The 16,288-nt window shown below is 56.9% G+C and carries 15 protein-coding genes and 2 tRNA genes; 1 reads left to right on the forward strand and 16 read right to left on the reverse strand.

Going from position 1 to position 16,288, the window contains the following annotated elements:
* Nucleotides 1–136: 136 nt before the first annotated feature.
* The 15 genes from pnp to rlmE form a co-directional block, all read right to left on the reverse strand.
* The gene (pnp, locus tag ACSQ87_RS27720) at nucleotides 137–2,242 is read right to left on the reverse strand and encodes a polyribonucleotide nucleotidyltransferase (protein ID WP_150658742.1); all 2,106 of its coding nucleotides are present in this window, start codon (nucleotides 2,240–2,242) and stop codon (nucleotides 137–139) included.
* A gap of 197 nt (nucleotides 2,243–2,439) precedes the next feature.
* The gene (gene rpsO / locus ACSQ87_RS27725; RefSeq protein WP_003177875.1) at nucleotides 2,440–2,709 is read right to left on the reverse strand and encodes a 30S ribosomal protein S15; all 270 of its coding nucleotides are present in this window, start codon (nucleotides 2,707–2,709) and stop codon (nucleotides 2,440–2,442) included.
* A gap of 117 nt (nucleotides 2,710–2,826) precedes the next feature.
* On the reverse strand, nucleotides 2,827–3,744 hold the full coding sequence (truB, locus tag ACSQ87_RS27730) for a tRNA pseudouridine(55) synthase TruB (RefSeq protein WP_008149014.1): 918 nt from the start codon (nucleotides 3,742–3,744) through the stop codon (nucleotides 2,827–2,829).
* A gap of 3 nt (nucleotides 3,745–3,747) precedes the next feature.
* Nucleotides 3,748–4,149 carry a 30S ribosome-binding factor RbfA gene (rbfA, locus tag ACSQ87_RS27735; RefSeq protein WP_008149016.1) on the reverse strand — a complete coding sequence of 134 codons (402 nt, stop codon included), beginning with the start codon at nucleotides 4,147–4,149 and terminating at the stop codon, nucleotides 3,748–3,750.
* A 159-nt stretch (nucleotides 4,150–4,308) separates the two neighbouring features.
* A complete protein-coding gene (infB, locus tag ACSQ87_RS27740; protein ID WP_436274810.1) occupies nucleotides 4,309–6,837 on the reverse strand; it encodes a translation initiation factor IF-2 in 2,529 nt (842 codons plus the stop codon).
* 27 nt (nucleotides 6,838–6,864) lie between these two features.
* A complete protein-coding gene (nusA, locus tag ACSQ87_RS27745) occupies nucleotides 6,865–8,346 on the reverse strand; it encodes a transcription termination factor NusA (protein ID WP_095129499.1) in 1,482 nt (493 codons plus the stop codon).
* Between the two features lie 47 nt (nucleotides 8,347–8,393).
* Nucleotides 8,394–8,852, reverse strand: a complete 459-nt coding sequence (gene rimP, locus ACSQ87_RS27750) for a ribosome maturation factor RimP (protein WP_010463487.1) — start codon at nucleotides 8,850–8,852, stop codon at nucleotides 8,394–8,396.
* Between the two features lie 137 nt (nucleotides 8,853–8,989).
* Nucleotides 8,990–9,066, reverse strand: a tRNA-Met gene (locus tag ACSQ87_RS27755).
* A 96-nt stretch (nucleotides 9,067–9,162) separates the two neighbouring features.
* A tRNA-Leu gene (locus ACSQ87_RS27760) sits at nucleotides 9,163–9,248 on the reverse strand.
* Between the two features lie 22 nt (nucleotides 9,249–9,270).
* The gene (gene secG / locus ACSQ87_RS27765; RefSeq protein WP_017336473.1) at nucleotides 9,271–9,654 is read right to left on the reverse strand and encodes a preprotein translocase subunit SecG; all 384 of its coding nucleotides are present in this window, start codon (nucleotides 9,652–9,654) and stop codon (nucleotides 9,271–9,273) included.
* 4 nt (nucleotides 9,655–9,658) lie between these two features.
* Nucleotides 9,659–10,414, reverse strand: coding sequence for a triose-phosphate isomerase (tpiA, locus tag ACSQ87_RS27770; RefSeq protein ID WP_436274811.1), 756 nt, complete (start codon nucleotides 10,412–10,414; stop codon nucleotides 9,659–9,661).
* Between the two features lie 66 nt (nucleotides 10,415–10,480).
* Nucleotides 10,481–11,818 (reverse strand): phosphoglucosamine mutase, encoded by a 1,338-nt coding sequence (gene glmM, locus ACSQ87_RS27775; protein WP_223432304.1) that lies wholly within the window; start codon nucleotides 11,816–11,818, stop codon nucleotides 10,481–10,483.
* A 16-nt stretch (nucleotides 11,819–11,834) separates the two neighbouring features.
* Nucleotides 11,835–12,686, reverse strand: coding sequence for a dihydropteroate synthase (folP, locus tag ACSQ87_RS27780; protein WP_436274812.1), 852 nt, complete (start codon nucleotides 12,684–12,686; stop codon nucleotides 11,835–11,837).
* An 8-nt stretch (nucleotides 12,687–12,694) separates the two neighbouring features.
* Nucleotides 12,695–14,605, reverse strand: coding sequence for an ATP-dependent zinc metalloprotease FtsH (ftsH, locus tag ACSQ87_RS27785; RefSeq protein ID WP_033053619.1), 1,911 nt, complete (start codon nucleotides 14,603–14,605; stop codon nucleotides 12,695–12,697).
* 202 nt (nucleotides 14,606–14,807) lie between these two features.
* Nucleotides 14,808–15,437, reverse strand: coding sequence for a 23S rRNA (uridine(2552)-2'-O)-methyltransferase RlmE (gene rlmE / locus ACSQ87_RS27790; RefSeq protein ID WP_007900501.1), 630 nt, complete (start codon nucleotides 15,435–15,437; stop codon nucleotides 14,808–14,810).
* A 101-nt stretch (nucleotides 15,438–15,538) separates the two neighbouring features.
* On the opposite strand from rlmE, the gene ACSQ87_RS27795 reads away from it, so the two are divergent.
* The gene (locus ACSQ87_RS27795) at nucleotides 15,539–15,847 is read left to right on the forward strand and encodes a YhbY family RNA-binding protein (RefSeq protein ID WP_008005472.1); all 309 of its coding nucleotides are present in this window, start codon (nucleotides 15,539–15,541) and stop codon (nucleotides 15,845–15,847) included.
* A 9-nt stretch (nucleotides 15,848–15,856) separates the two neighbouring features.
* On the opposite strand, the gene ACSQ87_RS27800 is transcribed toward ACSQ87_RS27795, so the two are convergent.
* Complete coding sequence (locus ACSQ87_RS27800) at nucleotides 15,857–16,261, reverse strand: MFS transporter (protein ID WP_150658736.1); 405 nt, start codon at nucleotides 16,259–16,261, stop codon at nucleotides 15,857–15,859.
* Nucleotides 16,262–16,288: the final 27 nt, after the last annotated feature.

Here is a 16,288-nt window from a genome sequence, read left to right on the forward strand (position 1 = left end):
GTGAGCTAAACCTAGCACAGCTTTGGCGAGTCGCAACCGCAAGCCCGTCTCGGTTTATGGCAGACAAAAAAAGGCCCCGCAGTTTTCACTGCGGGGCCTTTTTTATAACGTTGAAGCGGTCAGGCGTGGGGAGTGATTAAACGCCCGAAGCCTTGGCTGCTGCTACGTCTTTGATGGACAGCTTGATACGGCCGCGGTTGTCCACGTCCAATACCAGTACTTCCACTTCCTGGCCTTCTTTCAGGATATCGGTCACTTTTTCAACGCGAGCATCGCTCAGCATCGAGATGTGAACCAGACCGTCCTTGCCAGGCAGGATGTTGACGAATGCGCCGAAGTCGACGATGCGCTCAACCTTACCGACGTAGATCTTGCCGATTTCAGCTTCTGCGGTGATGCCCAGAACGCGCTGACGGGCAGCTTCAGCCGCTTCCTTGGTTTCGCCGAAGATCTTGATCGAGCCGTCGTCTTCGATGTCGATCGAAGCCTTGGTCTCTTCACAGATCGCACGAATGGTCGCGCCGCCTTTACCGATGACATCACGGATTTTGTCGGTGTCGATTTTCATCGCGATCATGGTCGGAGCGTTTTCCGACAGTTCGGTACGCGACTGGCCAATGATCTGGTTCATCTGACCGAGGATGTTCTGGCGCGCTTCCAGGGCTTGGCCCAGAGCGATTTCCATGATTTCTTCGGTGATGCCTTTGATCTTGATGTCCATCTGCAGCGCGGTAACGCCTTTGGCAGTACCCGCTACTTTGAAGTCCATGTCGCCGAGGTGGTCTTCGTCACCCAGGATGTCGGTCAGGACGGCGAATTTCTCGCCTTCTTTAACCAGACCCATGGCGATACCGGCAACCGGTGCCTTCATCGGAACGCCGGCATCCATCAGCGCCAGGGAAGCGCCACAGACCGAAGCCATGGAGCTCGAACCGTTGGACTCGGTGATTTCCGACACAACACGGATGGTGTACGGGAACACGTCGGCAGCAGGCAGCATGGCCTGAATCGAACGACGGGCCAGACGGCCGTGACCGATTTCGCGACGACCAGCGCCACCCATGCGACCACACTCACCTACCGAGAACGGAGGGAAGTTGTAGTGCAGCATGAACGGGTCTTTTTTCTCGCCTTCCAGGGTGTCCAGCAGTTGTGCGTCACGGGCGGTGCCCAGTGTTGCAACAACCAGAGCCTGGGTTTCGCCACGGGTGAACAGAGCCGAACCGTGAGTCTTTGGCAGAACACCGACTTCGATGTTCAGCGGACGTACGGTCTTGGTGTCGCGACCATCGATACGCGGCTTGCCGTTTACGATGTTTTCGCGAACGGTGCGGTATTCGATTTCGCCGAAAGCCGCTTTGACTTCGCTGGAGGAAGGCTGACCTTCTTCACCGGACAGCTTGGCAACCACCTGGTCTTTCAGTTCGCCCAGACGAGCGTAACGGTCGGCCTTGATGGTGATGGTGTAAGCCTGGGAGATCGCGTCGCCGAACTCGGCACGGATAGCGCCCAGCAGAGCGGTAGCTTCTGGTTGTGGAGCCCAGGCCCAGGTTGGCTTGGCTGCTTCAGCGGCCAGTTCTTTAACAGCGTTGATCACAACCTGGAATTCGTCTTGAGCAAACAGTACCGCGCCCAGCATCTGGTCTTCGGTCAGCTCTTTGGCTTCCGATTCAACCATCAGAACGGCATCCGAAGTACCGGCAACGACCATGTCCAGGCTCGAAGCTTTCAGTTGTTCGTAAGTCGGGTTCAGCAGGTAACCGGTGCTTTCATGGAACGCAACGCGGGCAGCGCCGATCGGGCCATCGAAAGGAATGCCGGAAATGGCCAGCGCAGCCGAGGTACCGATCATCGCAGCGATGTCCGGATCGGTCTTCTTGCTGGTGGAAACGACGGTGCAGACAACCTGCACTTCGTTCATGAAGCCTTCTGGGAACAGCGGACGGATCGGACGGTCGATCAGTCGGGAAGTCAGGGTTTCTTTCTCGGAAGGACGGCCTTCACGCTTGAAGAAACCGCCAGGGATCTTACCGGCAGCGTAAGTTTTTTCCTGGTAGTGAACAGACAGAGGGAAGAAGCCCTTGCCTGGATCGGCTTGCTTGGCGCCGACCACAGTCACCAATACGCTGACGTCGTCGTCAACGGTGACCAATACTGCGCCGGAGGCCTGACGGGCGATACGGCCAGTCTCGAGGGTAACGGTCGACTGACCGAACTGGAATTTTTTGATTACCGGGTTCACGGTGTCCTACCTTCTTTTGTGGCTCTTGGGGAACTTGTCTTCTTGCGAAATTCTTGGGCAACGCCGGGAATCGGCCCGACTGTCATTGTCCAGGTAAAGCAGGTATCCAGATAAAACTTGAGGCTGGGAGCCTGCCATGCGCCAGCGGGAAACCCACTGACGTACGACAGACAACCAACCTCTAGCGCAATCGCTTATTAGCGACGCAGACCCAGGCGACCGATCAGAGTCTGATAGCGACCCAGATCCTTGCCTTTCAGGTAGTCCAGCAGCTTACGACGCTGGTTTACCATGCGGATCAGACCACGACGGGAGTGGTGATCTTTACCGTTGGCCTTGAAGTGACCTTGCAGCTTGTTGATGTTGTGGGTCAGCAGTGCAACTTGCACTTCTGGCGAGCCAGTGTCACCAACAGCTTGCTGGTAGTCAGCTACGATTTGAGCTTTTTCTTGAACGTCGAGAGCCATGAGGCAATCCTTTTATCAGGAAACTGTTTCAAAGAAACAGCTTCAACAGGCCAGGGACAAATCCCTGTATCTAAAAATGAGTAGTGACCGTGCCTGTTAACAGCCACCCTCGTTCGGTCATTCTGACCGAATCAGTCGACGTGGCGCGATGCGCCCGTCTTCGCTCACTTCACCGATACCGATGAAGCGACCATTGTGATCCTGTACCCGTACCATGCCGAACTTCGGTGCATCCGGGGCTCGTACCGGTTGGCCGTTAAGCCAGTAGAACGAGCTGTGCTCCGAGAACTGCAACAGTGGCCAATCCAGCAAGCCGCTGTCCGATGGCATCAGGAAGCGGTCGACCGCTTCGTTGCCGCCTTCGGCATGTACCGCTTCCAACTCTTCAAGCGTGACCGTCTGGGCCAGCGTGAAAGGCCCGGCCTGGGTACGTCGCAGTTCAGCAACGTAAGCGCCACAACCGAGTTGCTCACCGATATCCTCCACCAGGGTGCGGATATAGGTACCTTTGGTGCAATCCACTGCAAGCCGCGCAGTATCACCTTCAAAGGCCAGTAATTCCAAGCGCGTAATAGTAACAGAACGCGGTTCGCGCTCCACTACTTCACCTGCCCGGGCCAGCTTGTACAACGGCTGGCCATCACGTTTGAGCGCCGAGTACATGGGCGGTATCTGACTGATTTGCCCACGAAATTTCGGCAGCACCGCTTCGACATCGGCGCGACCAACGGTCACCGGGCGCTCCAGCAACACATCACCCTCGGCATCGGCCGTGGTAGTGGTCTTGCCCAGTTGCGCCAGGGTTTCGTAACCCTTGTCGGAATCGAGCAGGTATTGCGAAAACTTGGTGGCCTCACCGAAGCACAACGGCAACACGCCGGTGGCCAGCGGATCGAGACTGCCGGTGTGCCCGGCCTTCTCGGCGTTCAGCAACCAGCGAACCTTCTGCAACGCCGCATTGGAGGTGAACCCCAGTGGCTTGTCGAGCAGGATGATGCCGCTGACGTTACGACGGATACGTTTGACCTGAGCCACCGATTACTCCTTGGTGTCTTCGGCTTCTGCCGCAACCGGATGCTGATTGTCTTCAGCTACCGCACGTTCGATCAATGCCGACAGATGAGCACCACGCACGACGCTTTCGTCGTAGTGGAAGTGCAACTGTGGAACGCTGCGCAACTTCATTTCGCGAGCCAACTGCATGCGCAGGAAACCGGCGGCGGAGTTGAGCACCTTGATGCTTTGCGCGATGTCTTCAGCGTTGTCCTGACCCATCACGGTGATGAAGATCTTGGCGTGACCGACGTCACGGCTGACTTCAACAGCGGTAATAGTGACCAGGCCGACGCGCGGGTCTTTGACTTCACGACGGATCAGCTGTGCCAGCTCACGCTGCATCTGATCGCCGATACGTTGGGTACGGCTGTATTCTTTTGCCATGTCTTGTTACCTGTTACTGCCACACGGTGAAACCCGTGGGGTCTGAAAGCGGCAAACGCCCGGCCTGACAAAAGCCAGACCGGGCGTTGCGTTTAGAGTCCTGACGCCGTGCCGCGCACTTGCATGCGGCGGCTCGCCGTGGCCCTTGAAGTGCGCGAGTTAGAGGCTGCGAGCAACCTGGACCTTCTCGTAGACTTCGATCTTGTCGCCAGCTTTGACGTCGTTGTAGCTCTTGACGCCGATACCGCATTCCATGCCGGCACGTACTTCGGAAGCGTCATCCTTGAAGCGGCGCAGGGATTCCAGCTCGCCTTCGAAGATAACGATGTCTTCACGCAGTACACGGATTGGACGGTTACGGTGAACAACACCTTCGATAACCATGCAACCGGCGATCGCGCCAAACTTCGGCGAACGGAACACGTCACGCACTTCAGCGGTACCCAGGATGTTCTCGCGAACATCGCTGCCCAGCATACCGGTGAGGGCTTTCTTGACGTCTTCGATGATGTCGTAGATCACGTTGTAGTAACGCATATCCAGACCTTCCTGCTCGACGATCTTGCGAGCGCCAGCATCGGCACGCACGTTGAAGCCGAACAGTACAGCATTGGAGGCCAGTGCCAGGTTGGCGTCGGACTCGGTGATACCACCGACACCGCCACCGACAACACGCACTTGCACTTCGTCGTTACCCAGGCCATTCAAGGCACCGTTCAACGCTTCCAGCGAACCACGGACGTCGGATTTGAGGACGATGTTGAGCGTCTTCTTCTCTGCCTGACCCATGTTCTCGAAGATGTTTTCAAGCTTGCCAGCGTGAGCGCGGGCCAGCTTGACTTCGCGGAACTTGCCTTGACGGAACAGAGCCACTTCACGGGCTTTCTTCTCGTCCGACAGCACACTCATCTCATCGCCAGCGTCCGGGGTACCGTCCAGGCCGAGGATCTCGACAGGGATGGAAGGACCGGCTTCCTTGATTGGCTTGCCGTTCTCGTCGAGCATGGCACGTACACGGCCATAGTTCGAACCAACCAGAACCATGTCGCCTTGGCGCAGGGTACCGTCTTGAACCAGAACGGTAGCAACCGGGCCACGACCTTTGTCGAGACGCGATTCAACCACGACGCCACGGCCAGGAGCCGAAGGAGTCGCTTTCAGTTCCAGAACTTCAGCTTGCAGCAGAACAGCTTCGAGCAACTCGTCTACGCCAGTACCGACTTTCGCCGAAACCGATACGAACGGGGTGTCGCCGCCCCACTCTTCCGAAGTCACGCCGTGAACCGACAGTTCGCTACGGATGCGATCGAGATCAGCGCCCGGCTTGTCGATTTTGTTCACTGCAACTACCAGTGGAACACCGGCAGCTTTGGCGTGCTGGACCGCTTCAATGGTCTGCGGCATTACGCCGTCGTCCGCTGCAACGACCAGGATCACGATGTCAGTCGCCTTGGCACCACGAGCACGCATTGCGGTAAACGCAGCGTGACCCGGGGTATCGAGGAAAGTGACCATGCCGCGATCAGTTTCAACGTGGTATGCACCGATGTGCTGGGTGATACCGCCGGCTTCGCCAGCAGCTACCTTGGCACGACGGATGTAGTCGAGCAGCGAGGTTTTACCGTGGTCAACGTGGCCCATTACGGTCACAACCGGTGCACGGGAGAACGTCTCACCTTCAAACTTCAGGGACTCGGCCAGGGAATCTTCCAGGGCGGTGTCGCTGACCAGGGTCACTTTGTGGCCCAGTTCTTCGGCTACTAGCTGAGCAGTTTCCTGATCAAGCACCTGGTTGATGGTCGCTGGGGTACCCAGTTTGAACATGAACTTGATGATTTCAGCAGCCTTGACCGACATCTGGTTGGCGAGATCGCCAACAGTGATGGTCTCGCCAATCTGCACATCACGCACGACAGGGCCGGTTGGGCTCTGGAAACCGTGAGCGTTGCGTTTCTTCAGCTTGGCCTTGCCGCGACCACCACGACGGAAGCCATCGCTTTCTTCGTCGGTAGTACGTGGGGCAACGCGTGGAGCAGGCGCTTTCTCTTTGACCGAAGCACGATGCGGAGCGTTTTTGCGCTCGCCATCGCCACTGCCACGACGACTGTTATCGTCGGCACGTGGTTTGTCCGGACGGCGCTGTTCGTTCTGCTTGTTGCGAACGTCGGCAGACGGCGCTGGTGCAGCAGCCACAACCGGCGCGCTTTCACGTACTGGCTCGGCAACTGCAGCAGGAGCTGCGACGGCGTCGTTAGTAGCGGATTGCGCAGCAGCAGGCTGGCGACGCACTTCTTCTTCGGAGCGACGCTTGGCTTCTTCTTCAGCCTTCTGACGTGCAGCATTTTCTACTGCGCGACGTTCGTCCAGTTCGCGTTTGCGCTCGGCTTCGATTTCTTCCGGGCTGCGCTGTACGAAAACTTTCTTTTTACGCACTTCAACGCTGATGCTTTTACTGCCAGCAACACGCAGGGTGCTGGTGGTTTTGCGCTGCAATGTAATCTTGCGCGGTTCTTCCACTTTCGCCTTGTGGCTGCTCTTCAAGTGAGTCAGCAAAGACTGCTTCTCACTATCGCTCACACCTTCATCGGCGGCGGTGTGCGGCAGACCTGCCTCACGCATCTGCTGCAACAGGCGCTCTACCGGTGTTTTGACCTCATCGGCCAGTTGTTTCACCGTGACTTGCGTCATGCACTTCTCTCCTCAGGCCGCGCCTAATTACTCGAACCAGTGGGCTCGGGCGGCCATGATCAACTTGCCGGCACGATCATCGTCAATGCCGTCGATGTCGAGCAGGTCGTCAATAGACTGCTCGGCCAGGTCTTCGCGGGTAATTACGCCGCGCACCGCCAGTTCCATCGCCAAATCCTTGTCCATACCCTCAAGCGAGAGCAGGTCTTCGGCCGGATGGGCGTCTGCCAGCTTTTCCTCAGTAGCGATGGCTTTGGTCAACAAACGATCCTTGGCGCGAGCGCGAAGCTCGTTGACGGTTTCTTCGTCAAAGCCGTCGATGTTGAGCATTTCTTCCAACGGTACGTAGGCAATCTCTTCCAGGCTGGTAAAGCCTTCATCTACCAGCACCTGTGCCAGGTCTTCGTCGACTTCCAGCTCGTCGATGAAGTTGCGCAGGATGTCGCCGGTTTCTGCTTGCTGCTTAGCCTGGATGTCCGATTCGGTCATCACGTTCAGGGTCCAGCCAGTCAACTGGCTAGCCAGACGCACGTTCTGACCACCCCGACCAATGGCCTGAGCCAGATTGTCTGCGCCAACGGCGATGTCCATTGCATGGGCATCTTCGTCAACGATAATTGCCGCCACTTCAGCCGGCGACATTGCATTGATCACGAACTGAGCCGGGTTATCGTCCCACAGGACGATGTCCACACGCTCACCGCCCAACTCACCCGACACTGCCTGGACGCGCGAACCGCGCATACCGATGCAAGCGCCTTGCGGGTCGATGCGTTTGTCCTTGGAGCGGACCGCGATCTTGGCGCGCGAACCCGGATCACGGGACGCAGCCATTACTTCGATCAGGCCTTCAGCGATTTCCGGCACTTCGATGCGGAACAACTCGATCAGCATTTCCGGCGCGGTACGCGACAGGATCAGCTGCGGGCCGCGGTTCTCGGTGCGGATTTCCTTGAGCAGCGCACGCAGACGCACGCCAACCCGGAAGGTTTCGCGAGAAATGATGTCTTCGCGAGCCAGCAACGCTTCAGCGTTGTTGCCCAGGTCGACGATCACGTTGTCGCGGGTCACTTTCTTCACGGTGCCGGAGATGATTTCCCCCAGGCGCTCGCGATAGGCATCAACGACTTGAGCGCGCTCGGCTTCGCGAACTTTCTGCACGATGACTTGCTTGGCAGTCTGTGCAGCGATGCGGCCGAACTCGATGGATTCGATCTTATCTTCGACTACATCGCCAACCTGAGCACCAGGATGCGTTTCTGCAACCTTGCTCGGCCAGGTTTCGATGGCCGGATCGTCCAGGTCTGCTTCTTCGACGACCGTCCAGCGACGGAATGTCTCGTAAGCACCGGTGTGGCGATTGATTTCCACACGCAGATCGACTTCGTCCTCGAAACGCTTTTTGGTAGCAGTGGCCAGAGCCAGCTCCAGCGCTTCAAAAATTACGTTTGCCGGTACGCCCTTTTCATTGGATACCGACTCAACAACCAGCAGTACTTCTTTGCTCATCGTACGCCTCGCCTTTCGCAAGCCATTGGATCCGCGGGATCCGCGTCTCAGTCAAAACTGGGAATAATGTTGGCCTTGTCGATCATATCGATCGGCAACAGGAACTCATGGTCTTCTACCTGAACCACGACGTCCTGCTCTTCTACACCGCGCAGAAGGCCCTGAAAGTTGCGTCGGCCTTCAAAAGGCGAGCGCAGCTTGATCTTCACTTGTTCACCGGCAAATTTTGCAAACTGCTCAATAGTGAACAGCGGGCGTTCCATGCCTGGCGAGGAAACTTCAAGGGTGTATTCAACGGCGATTGGATCTTCAACATCCAGAACACCGCTGATCTGACGGCTGACAATGGCACAATCGTCCACCAGCACGCCGCCCTCTTTATCGATATAAACGCGCAACATTGAGTGGCGACCTTGAGCCGAAAACTCAATACCCCAGCATTCATAGCCTAGGGCCACGACCACCGGGGCCAGCAAGGCCTGCAACTCTTCTAGCTTGCTCGACACCTGAACCCCCTCGTGCATGTATGTGCATGCTGTGCAAAATAAAAAAATGGGCGAAACGCCCATCCTTGAAACGCCGTCGAACAGCGGCGTTGAAGTGTCCAGCTAACAAAAAGCCCCTTAAAAGGGGCTCCTTAAACTGGTTGCGGGGGCCGGATTTGAACCGACGACCTTCGGGTTATGAGCCCGACGAGCTACCAGACTGCTCCACCCCGCGACAAAGCTGGGGCGGAAGTATACGACCGATCCCTGACAGGGTCAATGTAACCTTCCACCTACAAGAAAGCCCGCAACAGCGGGCTCTCCTGATAATTGGTACCGAGAAGGGGACTCGAACCCCTACACCCTATGGGCACAACCACCTCAAGGTTGCGTGTCTACCAATTCCACCACCTCGGCAATACTACGTTTGAAACCCTTCTTACTTTTGCTCTTGAGCTGGAGGCACGTCAGTCGCTGGAGTAGCCGACTTTTGCTCTTGAAGCACCGGTACATCATCAGAAGCCGGTTGTTGCTTTGGAACTTCCAACACTGCTGGATTTGGCAAGCCTACTTGAGTCAGCTGGTGAGCCTTCTCTTTAGCAAAGTAACCTAACCCCAAGCTGGTTATGAAGAAACCGGCGGCAAGTATAGCAGTAAACTTACTAAGAAAGGTAGAGGAACCTTGGCTTCCGAACACAGTATTTGAAGCACCTGCTCCGAAAGACGCGCCAGCATCCGCACCTTTACCCTGCTGCAGCAAAACCAGAGCAACTACGCCCAATGCACCCAGCAGATGAAAAACGACTACGACTGTTTCCAGCATTTTTTCAGTTTCCCGCGGCGCGACAAATCGCACCGAACTCATCTGCATTCAGGGAAGCCCCACCAATGAGCCCCCCATCGATATCCGGCATGCCGAACAGTTCGACCGCATTGGCCGCCTTCACGCTGCCGCCGTATAGAAGCCGCACACCTTGTGCGACCTCAGAATTCTCTGCCGCCAACTGAGCGCGAATGGCTGCATGCACATCCTGCGCCTGTTGCGGCGAAGCAGTCAGCCCGGTACCAATGGCCCAGACCGGCTCGTAAGCAATTACCGCCTTTGCAAAGGCACCAACACCCAGCTCCTCTATGATACTGCCTAGCTGACGCCCGACAACCTCAAGAGTTTTTCCAGCTTCGCGCTCTTCAAGGGTTTCCCCTATGCACAACACTGGAATCAAGCCACATGCCTGTGCCGCTGCGAACTTGCGAATCAGCATTCCGTCCTGCTCGCCCATTATCTGGCGGCGCTCGGAGTGCCCGACAAGCACCAAGGAACAACCTGCATCCACCAACTGACTCGGCGCAATCTCACCAGTCAATGCACCTTGCATGGATTCCACCGCAGAGTTCTGCGCGCCGACCGAAATCGACTTTCCTTCCAGGCCATCAATCACTTGATTGATATACAAGCAAGGCGGGAATACCGCTACATCAACATCGCTCGGCAAGGCCAGATGACGAAGGCCATTGATCAGCTCAGCGACGCTGGCGCGGGTACCGTGCATCTTCCAGTTACCAGCTACCATAGGGCGACGCATGCTGTACCTCGTCGGTCAAAGTGGGCGCAGATGTTACCCAACACAATCATGGCTGGCAAGCCAAAATCAGGCAGAAACTTCAGTAACCAGATTTGCCAGCTCTTCGGCGTAGCCGCGAACCTGTGTTTCGTCCTCGCCTTCGACCATGACCCGCACCAGCGGCTCCGTCCCGGACTTGCGCAACAGCACACGCCCACGACCAGCCATAGCCTTGGTAACACGCTCGCTTGCCTCCTTGACGGACGGATGATCAAGAGGGCTCGCACCACCGCCGAATCGCACATTGATCAGCACCTGAGGGCACTTGCGTAGCGCCTGACGCGATTGCGCCAGCCCCTCGGAGCGGGTCTTCAGCGCCATCAATACCTGCAATGCGGCAATGATCGCGTCACCGGTGGTGGTGTGGTCGAAGCAGACAATGTGCCCCGAATTTTCACCACCCACCTGCCAATTGCGCTCCAGCAACTCGGAGATTACGTAACGGTCGCCAACATTAGCCCGCACAAAAGGAATTGCCAGATCCGCCAGGGCCAATTCCAACCCCAGGTTACTCATCAGCGTACCGACCACACCGCCCTGCAACTTACCCTGCTCATGCAGGTCGCGAGCAATGATAAACAGCAACTCATCACCGTCGACGACAGCACCGGTATGATCAACCATCTGAACCCGATCACCATCACCATCAAAGGCGATACCCAAATCAGCATGCTCGGCCAATACGGCAGCTTGCAGCGGCTCCATATGGGTCGAGCCGCAATTTTCATTGATGTTCAGGCCGTTAGGATGAGCAGAAAGCACAACGACATCGGCTCCCAGCTCACGGAATACGCTAGGTGCCACCTTGTAGGTCGCACCGTGAGCGCAGTCGATCACGATTTTCAGGCCCGCGAAGCTGGTGCCGGTCGGGACGCTGCTTTTGCAGAATTCGATATAGCGGCCTGAAGCATCGTTGATGCGCGATACCTTTCCGATCCTGCTCGACTCAACCACAGTCATCGGGGTGTCGAGCAATTCTTCGATCATATGCTCGACCTCATCAGGAAGCTTGGTGCCCTTCCCGGAGAAAAACTTGATGCCATTGTCATCGTGAGGGTTGTGCGAGGCACTGATCACGATGCCCGCTTCGGCCTGGAAGGTACGAGTCAGGTAGGCGATGGCCGGTGTCGGCATAGGGCCCAGGAGCATGACATCGGCACCTGCCGACGTAAGTCCGGCCTCCAGCGCCGATTCGAACATATAGCCGGAGATCCGAGTGTCCTTGCCCACCAATACCTTGCAGGCGCCCATTTTGCGGAACGCCATACCAGCAGCCCAACCGAGCTTGAGCATGAAGTCAGGAGTAATCGGATATTCGCCGACCCGACCACGAATGCCGTCGGTGCCAAAGTATTTCTTAGTCATAAGTACTCCATCATTCTTATTCGGCTGATTCCACTGCTGCGATCATCCGCACCACATCGACGGTTTCGGCCACATCATGGACGCGCAATATACGCGCGCCCTTGACCGAAGCCAGCGCTGCAAGCGCCAGACCACCATACAGACGCTCACCAACCGGACGATTCAATGCCTGACCTATCATGCTCTTTCGCGAAACCCCGACCAACAGGGGCCGCCCCAAGGCATGCAGGGCCTCCATATGTTTGAACAAGCTTAGATTGTGCTGCAAGGTTTTTGCGAAGCCAAAGCCCGGATCAAGGATGATCCGGTCCGCTGTAATGCCTACCGACGCACACTGAGCCATGCGCTCGGCGAGAAACTCGCCCACCTCTTTCGTGACGTCCCGATACTGCGGATTGTCCTGCATGTCGCCCGGCTCACCGAGCATATGCATCAGACAGACCGGCAGACCAGTGGCTGCGGCCGCATCCAGAGCACCATCGCGCCGCAACGAACGCACGTCATTGATCAACCCCGCACCAAGTCGTGCGGCTTCGCGCATTACAGCTGGCGTGGAAGTGTCGACCGAGATAATTACATCCAGCTCGCGGTGTATTCGCTCGACGACCGGAGCTACGCGCTCAAGCTCTTCCAGCGGTGAAACCACCCTGGCACCCGGCCGGGTCGATTCGCCACCGACATCGATCAACGTCGCGCCGGCCGACACCATAGCCTCAGCGTGGCGCAAGGCCGCATCGAGCTGGCTATATTGGCCGCCATCAGAGAAGGAATCGGGAGTGACATTGAGAATACCCATGACGTGCGTCAGGGCTAAATCAAGAACCCGATTGCCGCAAGGCAACCGGGTCGAGGACTGAACAGAAGTCATTTCAAACCTTAAACGTCAGCAGCCGGACCGCCGATCGGTGTTTCCGGACGCGGATCCTGTGCCACCGGAGGAGTTCCGGAGGTACCGGTGCCGCCTGACCAGTCGCGAGGTTCACGAGGCGTACGACCTGCCATGATGTCGTCGATCTGATCAGCGTCGATCGTTTCGTACTTCATCAAGGCATCAGCCATGGCGTCGAGCTTGTCACGGTTATCGGTGAGGATCTGCTTGGCCGTGCCGTAGCACTGGTCAATGATGCTGCGCACTTCGGAGTCGATCAACTTGGCTGTCTCGCCGGAGAAGCTTGCACCCTGACCACCGCCGCCGCGACCGAGGAACACTTCGCCCTCTTCTTCTGCGTACATCAACGGACCGAGTTTTTCCGACAAGCCCCACTTGGTTACCATGTTCCGTGCGATCTGGCTGGCACGCATGATGTCGTTTGACGCACCGGTGGTGACGCCGTCGAAGCCCAAGGTCATTTCTTCAGCAATACGGCCGCCGTACAACGAGCAGATCTGACTGATCAATGCACGCTTGGACAGGCTGTAGCGATCTTCTTCCGGCAGGAACATGGTCACACCCAGCGCACGACCGCGCGGAATGATCGACACCTTGTAGACCGGATCATGCTCAGGTACGACGCGCCCGACAATAGCGTGCCCTGCTTCGTGGTAAGCGGTGTTCTGCTTCTCTTTCTCGGACATGACCATGGATTTGCGCTCGGCGCCCATCATGATCTTGTCTTTGGCCAATTCGAACTCTTTCATTTCGACGATGCGCTTGCCGGCACGGGCCGCGAACAACGACGCTTCGTTCACCAGGTTAGCCAGGTCGGCACCGGAGAAACCAGGGGTACCACGAGCGATCACAGCCGGAGCGACGTCGTCACCCATTGGCACTTTTCGCATGTGAACCTTGAGAATCTGCTCGCGACCACGGATATCCGGCAGACCGACGACAACCTGACGGTCGAAACGGCCCGGACGCAGCAACGCAGGGTCCAGTACGTCCGGACGGTTGGTTGCAGCGATGACGATGATGCCGTCGTTCATTTCGAAGCCGTCCATCTCTACCAGCAACTGGTTGAGAGTTTGCTCGCGCTCGTCATGACCGCCGCCCATACCGGCACCACGGTGGCGACCGACGGCGTCGATTTCATCGATGAAGATGATGCATGGCGCGTGCTTCTTGGCCTGCTCGAACATGTCACGAACACGGCTGGCACCGACACCGACGAACATTTCGACAAAATCGGAACCGGAAATGGTGAAGAACGGTACTTTTGCTTCGCCGGCAATCGCTTTGGCCAGCAATGTTTTACCGGTACCTGGAGGCCCCACCATCAGCACGCCGCGTGGAATACGGCCGCCCAGACGCTGGAACTTGCCCGGATCACGCAGGAACTCGACCAACTCGCCGACCTCCTCCTTGGCTTCGTCACAACCGGCAACGTCACCCAAGGTGGTTTTCACCTGATCCTCGGAGAGCAGGCGCGCCTTGCTCTTGCCGAAGCTCATTGGCCCGCCCTTGCCACCAGCGCCGCCCTGCATCTGCCGCATGAAGAACATGAACACGGCGATGATCACCAGGATCGGGAAGCTTGCAACCAGGAGCTGAGTCCAGATGCTTTGCTGTTCAGGCTGCTTGCCTTCAACTACGACATGGTTGTCCACGAGGTCGCCGATCAGACCGTTGTCCTGGATTGCCGGACGAATGGTCTTGAAGCTGTCGCCATCGTTGCGTTTGCCGGTAATCACGTAGCCGTCAACCGCTACGCGCTCGACCTTTCCATCCTTGACCTGCTGGATGAAGTCGGAATAGTTGAGGGTCTGCGGCTCGTTAGGGCTGGAGAAGTTGTTCATCACTGTCACCAGGACAGCCGCGATGATCAACCACAGGATCAGATTCTTTGCCATATCGTTCAATTAACTACCCTCTGAAGCAAGCTCCGCTAATGGCGCGCGCTTCGCATGATATTCACCGGCCTAACTTACTACATTACCTACGGCTCTGGCAGGCGCCGTCTGTAACCCTTTGTGAAACACTTTCTACACAATATTCGCTAATGCTCACGGGGCGAAATACGAAAAACCTATCGACCCGCAAAAAAACCTCGATTTACTCACTACGGCCGCGGTAGCCCCAAGCCAGCATGTATTGCTCGCGAGAACTGCCACGGGAAGAGTCCGGCTTGATCATCTGGACCTTGTCGAATTTCTGACGAGCGTCCTTCACGTAAGCATCAAACCCTTCGCCCTGAAACACCTTGATCACGAAATTACCACCCGGCTTGAGTATCCGAGCCGCCAGATCAAGAGCCAGCTCACATAGAAACATGGCTTTTGGCATGTCCACCTCAGGCGTACCACTCATATTGGGGGCCATATCGGAAATCACAAGGTCCACCTGCGAATTACCCACGGCTTCAAGGATCTGAGCGAGCACTTCGTCCTGGGTGAAGTCACCCTGGATGAAAGTCACGTCCGGAATGCTGTCCATTTCCAGGATGTCCGAGGCGATCAGACGCCCCTGACCACCGATCAGCCGACTAGTGACCTGCGACCAGCCGCCGGGCGCCGCACCCAGGTCGACAACGCTCATACCCGGACGGATCAGCTTGTATTTCTCCTGGACCTCCAGAAGCTTGTAACTCGCACGCGAGCGGTAACCATCCTTCTGCGCCTGCTTCACATATGGATCATTGACATGTCTTTTCAGCCAACCAAGGCTTGTCTTGGAACGCGCCATTGGGCACCTCGATGATAAGGGTCGTGATTAATTGGGCGGATCCACGAACCCTCGGGTAAAATGGCCGCCATTTTACAGAATCCAGACTAAAGGGTCAGATTATGCCGCTCACTCAAGAGCAGAAGAAACAGTACAAATCCATTGGCCACCATCTGAAACCAGTTTTGACTGTGGCTGACAACGGTTTGACTGAAGGTGTGTTAGCCGAACTTGAACGCGCTTTGGCGGATCACGAGCTGATTAAAATCAAGCTCAACATCCTCGATCGCGAGTCGCGCCTGGCGAACATTGCAGAACTGTGCAAGGTCGGCAAAGCGGACCTGGTTCAGGTCATCGGCAAGATGGCATTGATTTACCGCAAGAACTTCAGCGTCAACAAGCAGCTGTCGAACGTCCATCGCTTCAAGTGATGACAAGGGTCAAGGGTGTGCTTCGCGCACCCTGCCACTCCACCCAGGCACCGGTTGCAACACCAGCACCAGCCCGGAAAAGCCCAGAACAAGATAGCTGAACACCTGCCAACGCACGGCATCCGGCCAGCCGATACGCACCGCGACATACATCGCACACGCATACAGCGCCGTCATCAGCAGTTGACCGCGAATATCGCGCCATAGACTGGCAAGGCCCTCGGCCTGAACCAGCACCAAAGCCTGAAAAATCACACACGCTGCGGCGAACCCCACCATCAGCGCATCAAGCATGCCTGCGATTTCGTCGATCAGCAGCGGTGCCAGGCCAATTTTGCCCAGCACCGGCAGCAGACCGATGTGCAACAGCCACAGACCACCAACCCACAACATCTGAGTCAATTGCCAAAGCATGGCGCCCGCACGTAGCGGGCGCCTGCG

Source organism: Pseudomonas sp. LjRoot277 (assembly GCF_964253845.1).
Classification (GTDB): Bacteria; Pseudomonadota; Gammaproteobacteria; order Pseudomonadales; family Pseudomonadaceae; genus Aquipseudomonas.

What these genes read in the sequence shown, in the direction of transcription:
- secG (WP_017336473.1), bottom strand. Translation starts at nt 9,654, where the DNA reads ATGCTGGAAACAGTCGTAGTCGTTTTTCATCTGCTGGGTGCATTGGGC.
- infB (WP_436274810.1), bottom strand. Translation starts at nt 6,837, where the DNA reads ATGACGCAAGTCACGGTGAAACAACTGGCCGATGAGGTCAAAACACCG.
- nusA (WP_095129499.1), bottom strand. Translation starts at nt 8,346, where the DNA reads ATGAGCAAAGAAGTACTGCTGGTTGTTGAGTCGGTATCCAATGAAAAG.
- ftsH (WP_033053619.1), bottom strand. Translation starts at nt 14,605, where the DNA reads ATGGCAAAGAATCTGATCCTGTGGTTGATCATCGCGGCTGTCCTGGTG.
- tpiA (WP_436274811.1), bottom strand. Translation starts at nt 10,414, where the DNA reads ATGCGTCGCCCTATGGTAGCTGGTAACTGGAAGATGCACGGTACCCGC.
- ACSQ87_RS27795 (WP_008005472.1), top strand. Translation starts at nt 15,539, where the DNA reads ATGCCGCTCACTCAAGAGCAGAAGAAACAGTACAAATCCATTGGCCAC.
- rlmE (WP_007900501.1), bottom strand. Translation starts at nt 15,437, where the DNA reads ATGGCGCGTTCCAAGACAAGCCTTGGTTGGCTGAAAAGACATGTCAAT.
- rbfA (WP_008149016.1), bottom strand. Translation starts at nt 4,149, where the DNA reads ATGGCAAAAGAATACAGCCGTACCCAACGTATCGGCGATCAGATGCAG.
- rpsO (WP_003177875.1), bottom strand. Translation starts at nt 2,709, where the DNA reads ATGGCTCTCGACGTTCAAGAAAAAGCTCAAATCGTAGCTGACTACCAG.
- glmM (WP_223432304.1), bottom strand. Translation starts at nt 11,818, where the DNA reads ATGACTAAGAAATACTTTGGCACCGACGGCATTCGTGGTCGGGTCGGC.
- ACSQ87_RS27800 (WP_150658736.1), bottom strand. Translation starts at nt 16,261, where the DNA reads ATGCTTTGGCAATTGACTCAGATGTTGTGGGTTGGTGGTCTGTGGCTG.
- folP (WP_436274812.1), bottom strand. Translation starts at nt 12,686, where the DNA reads ATGACTTCTGTTCAGTCCTCGACCCGGTTGCCTTGCGGCAATCGGGTT.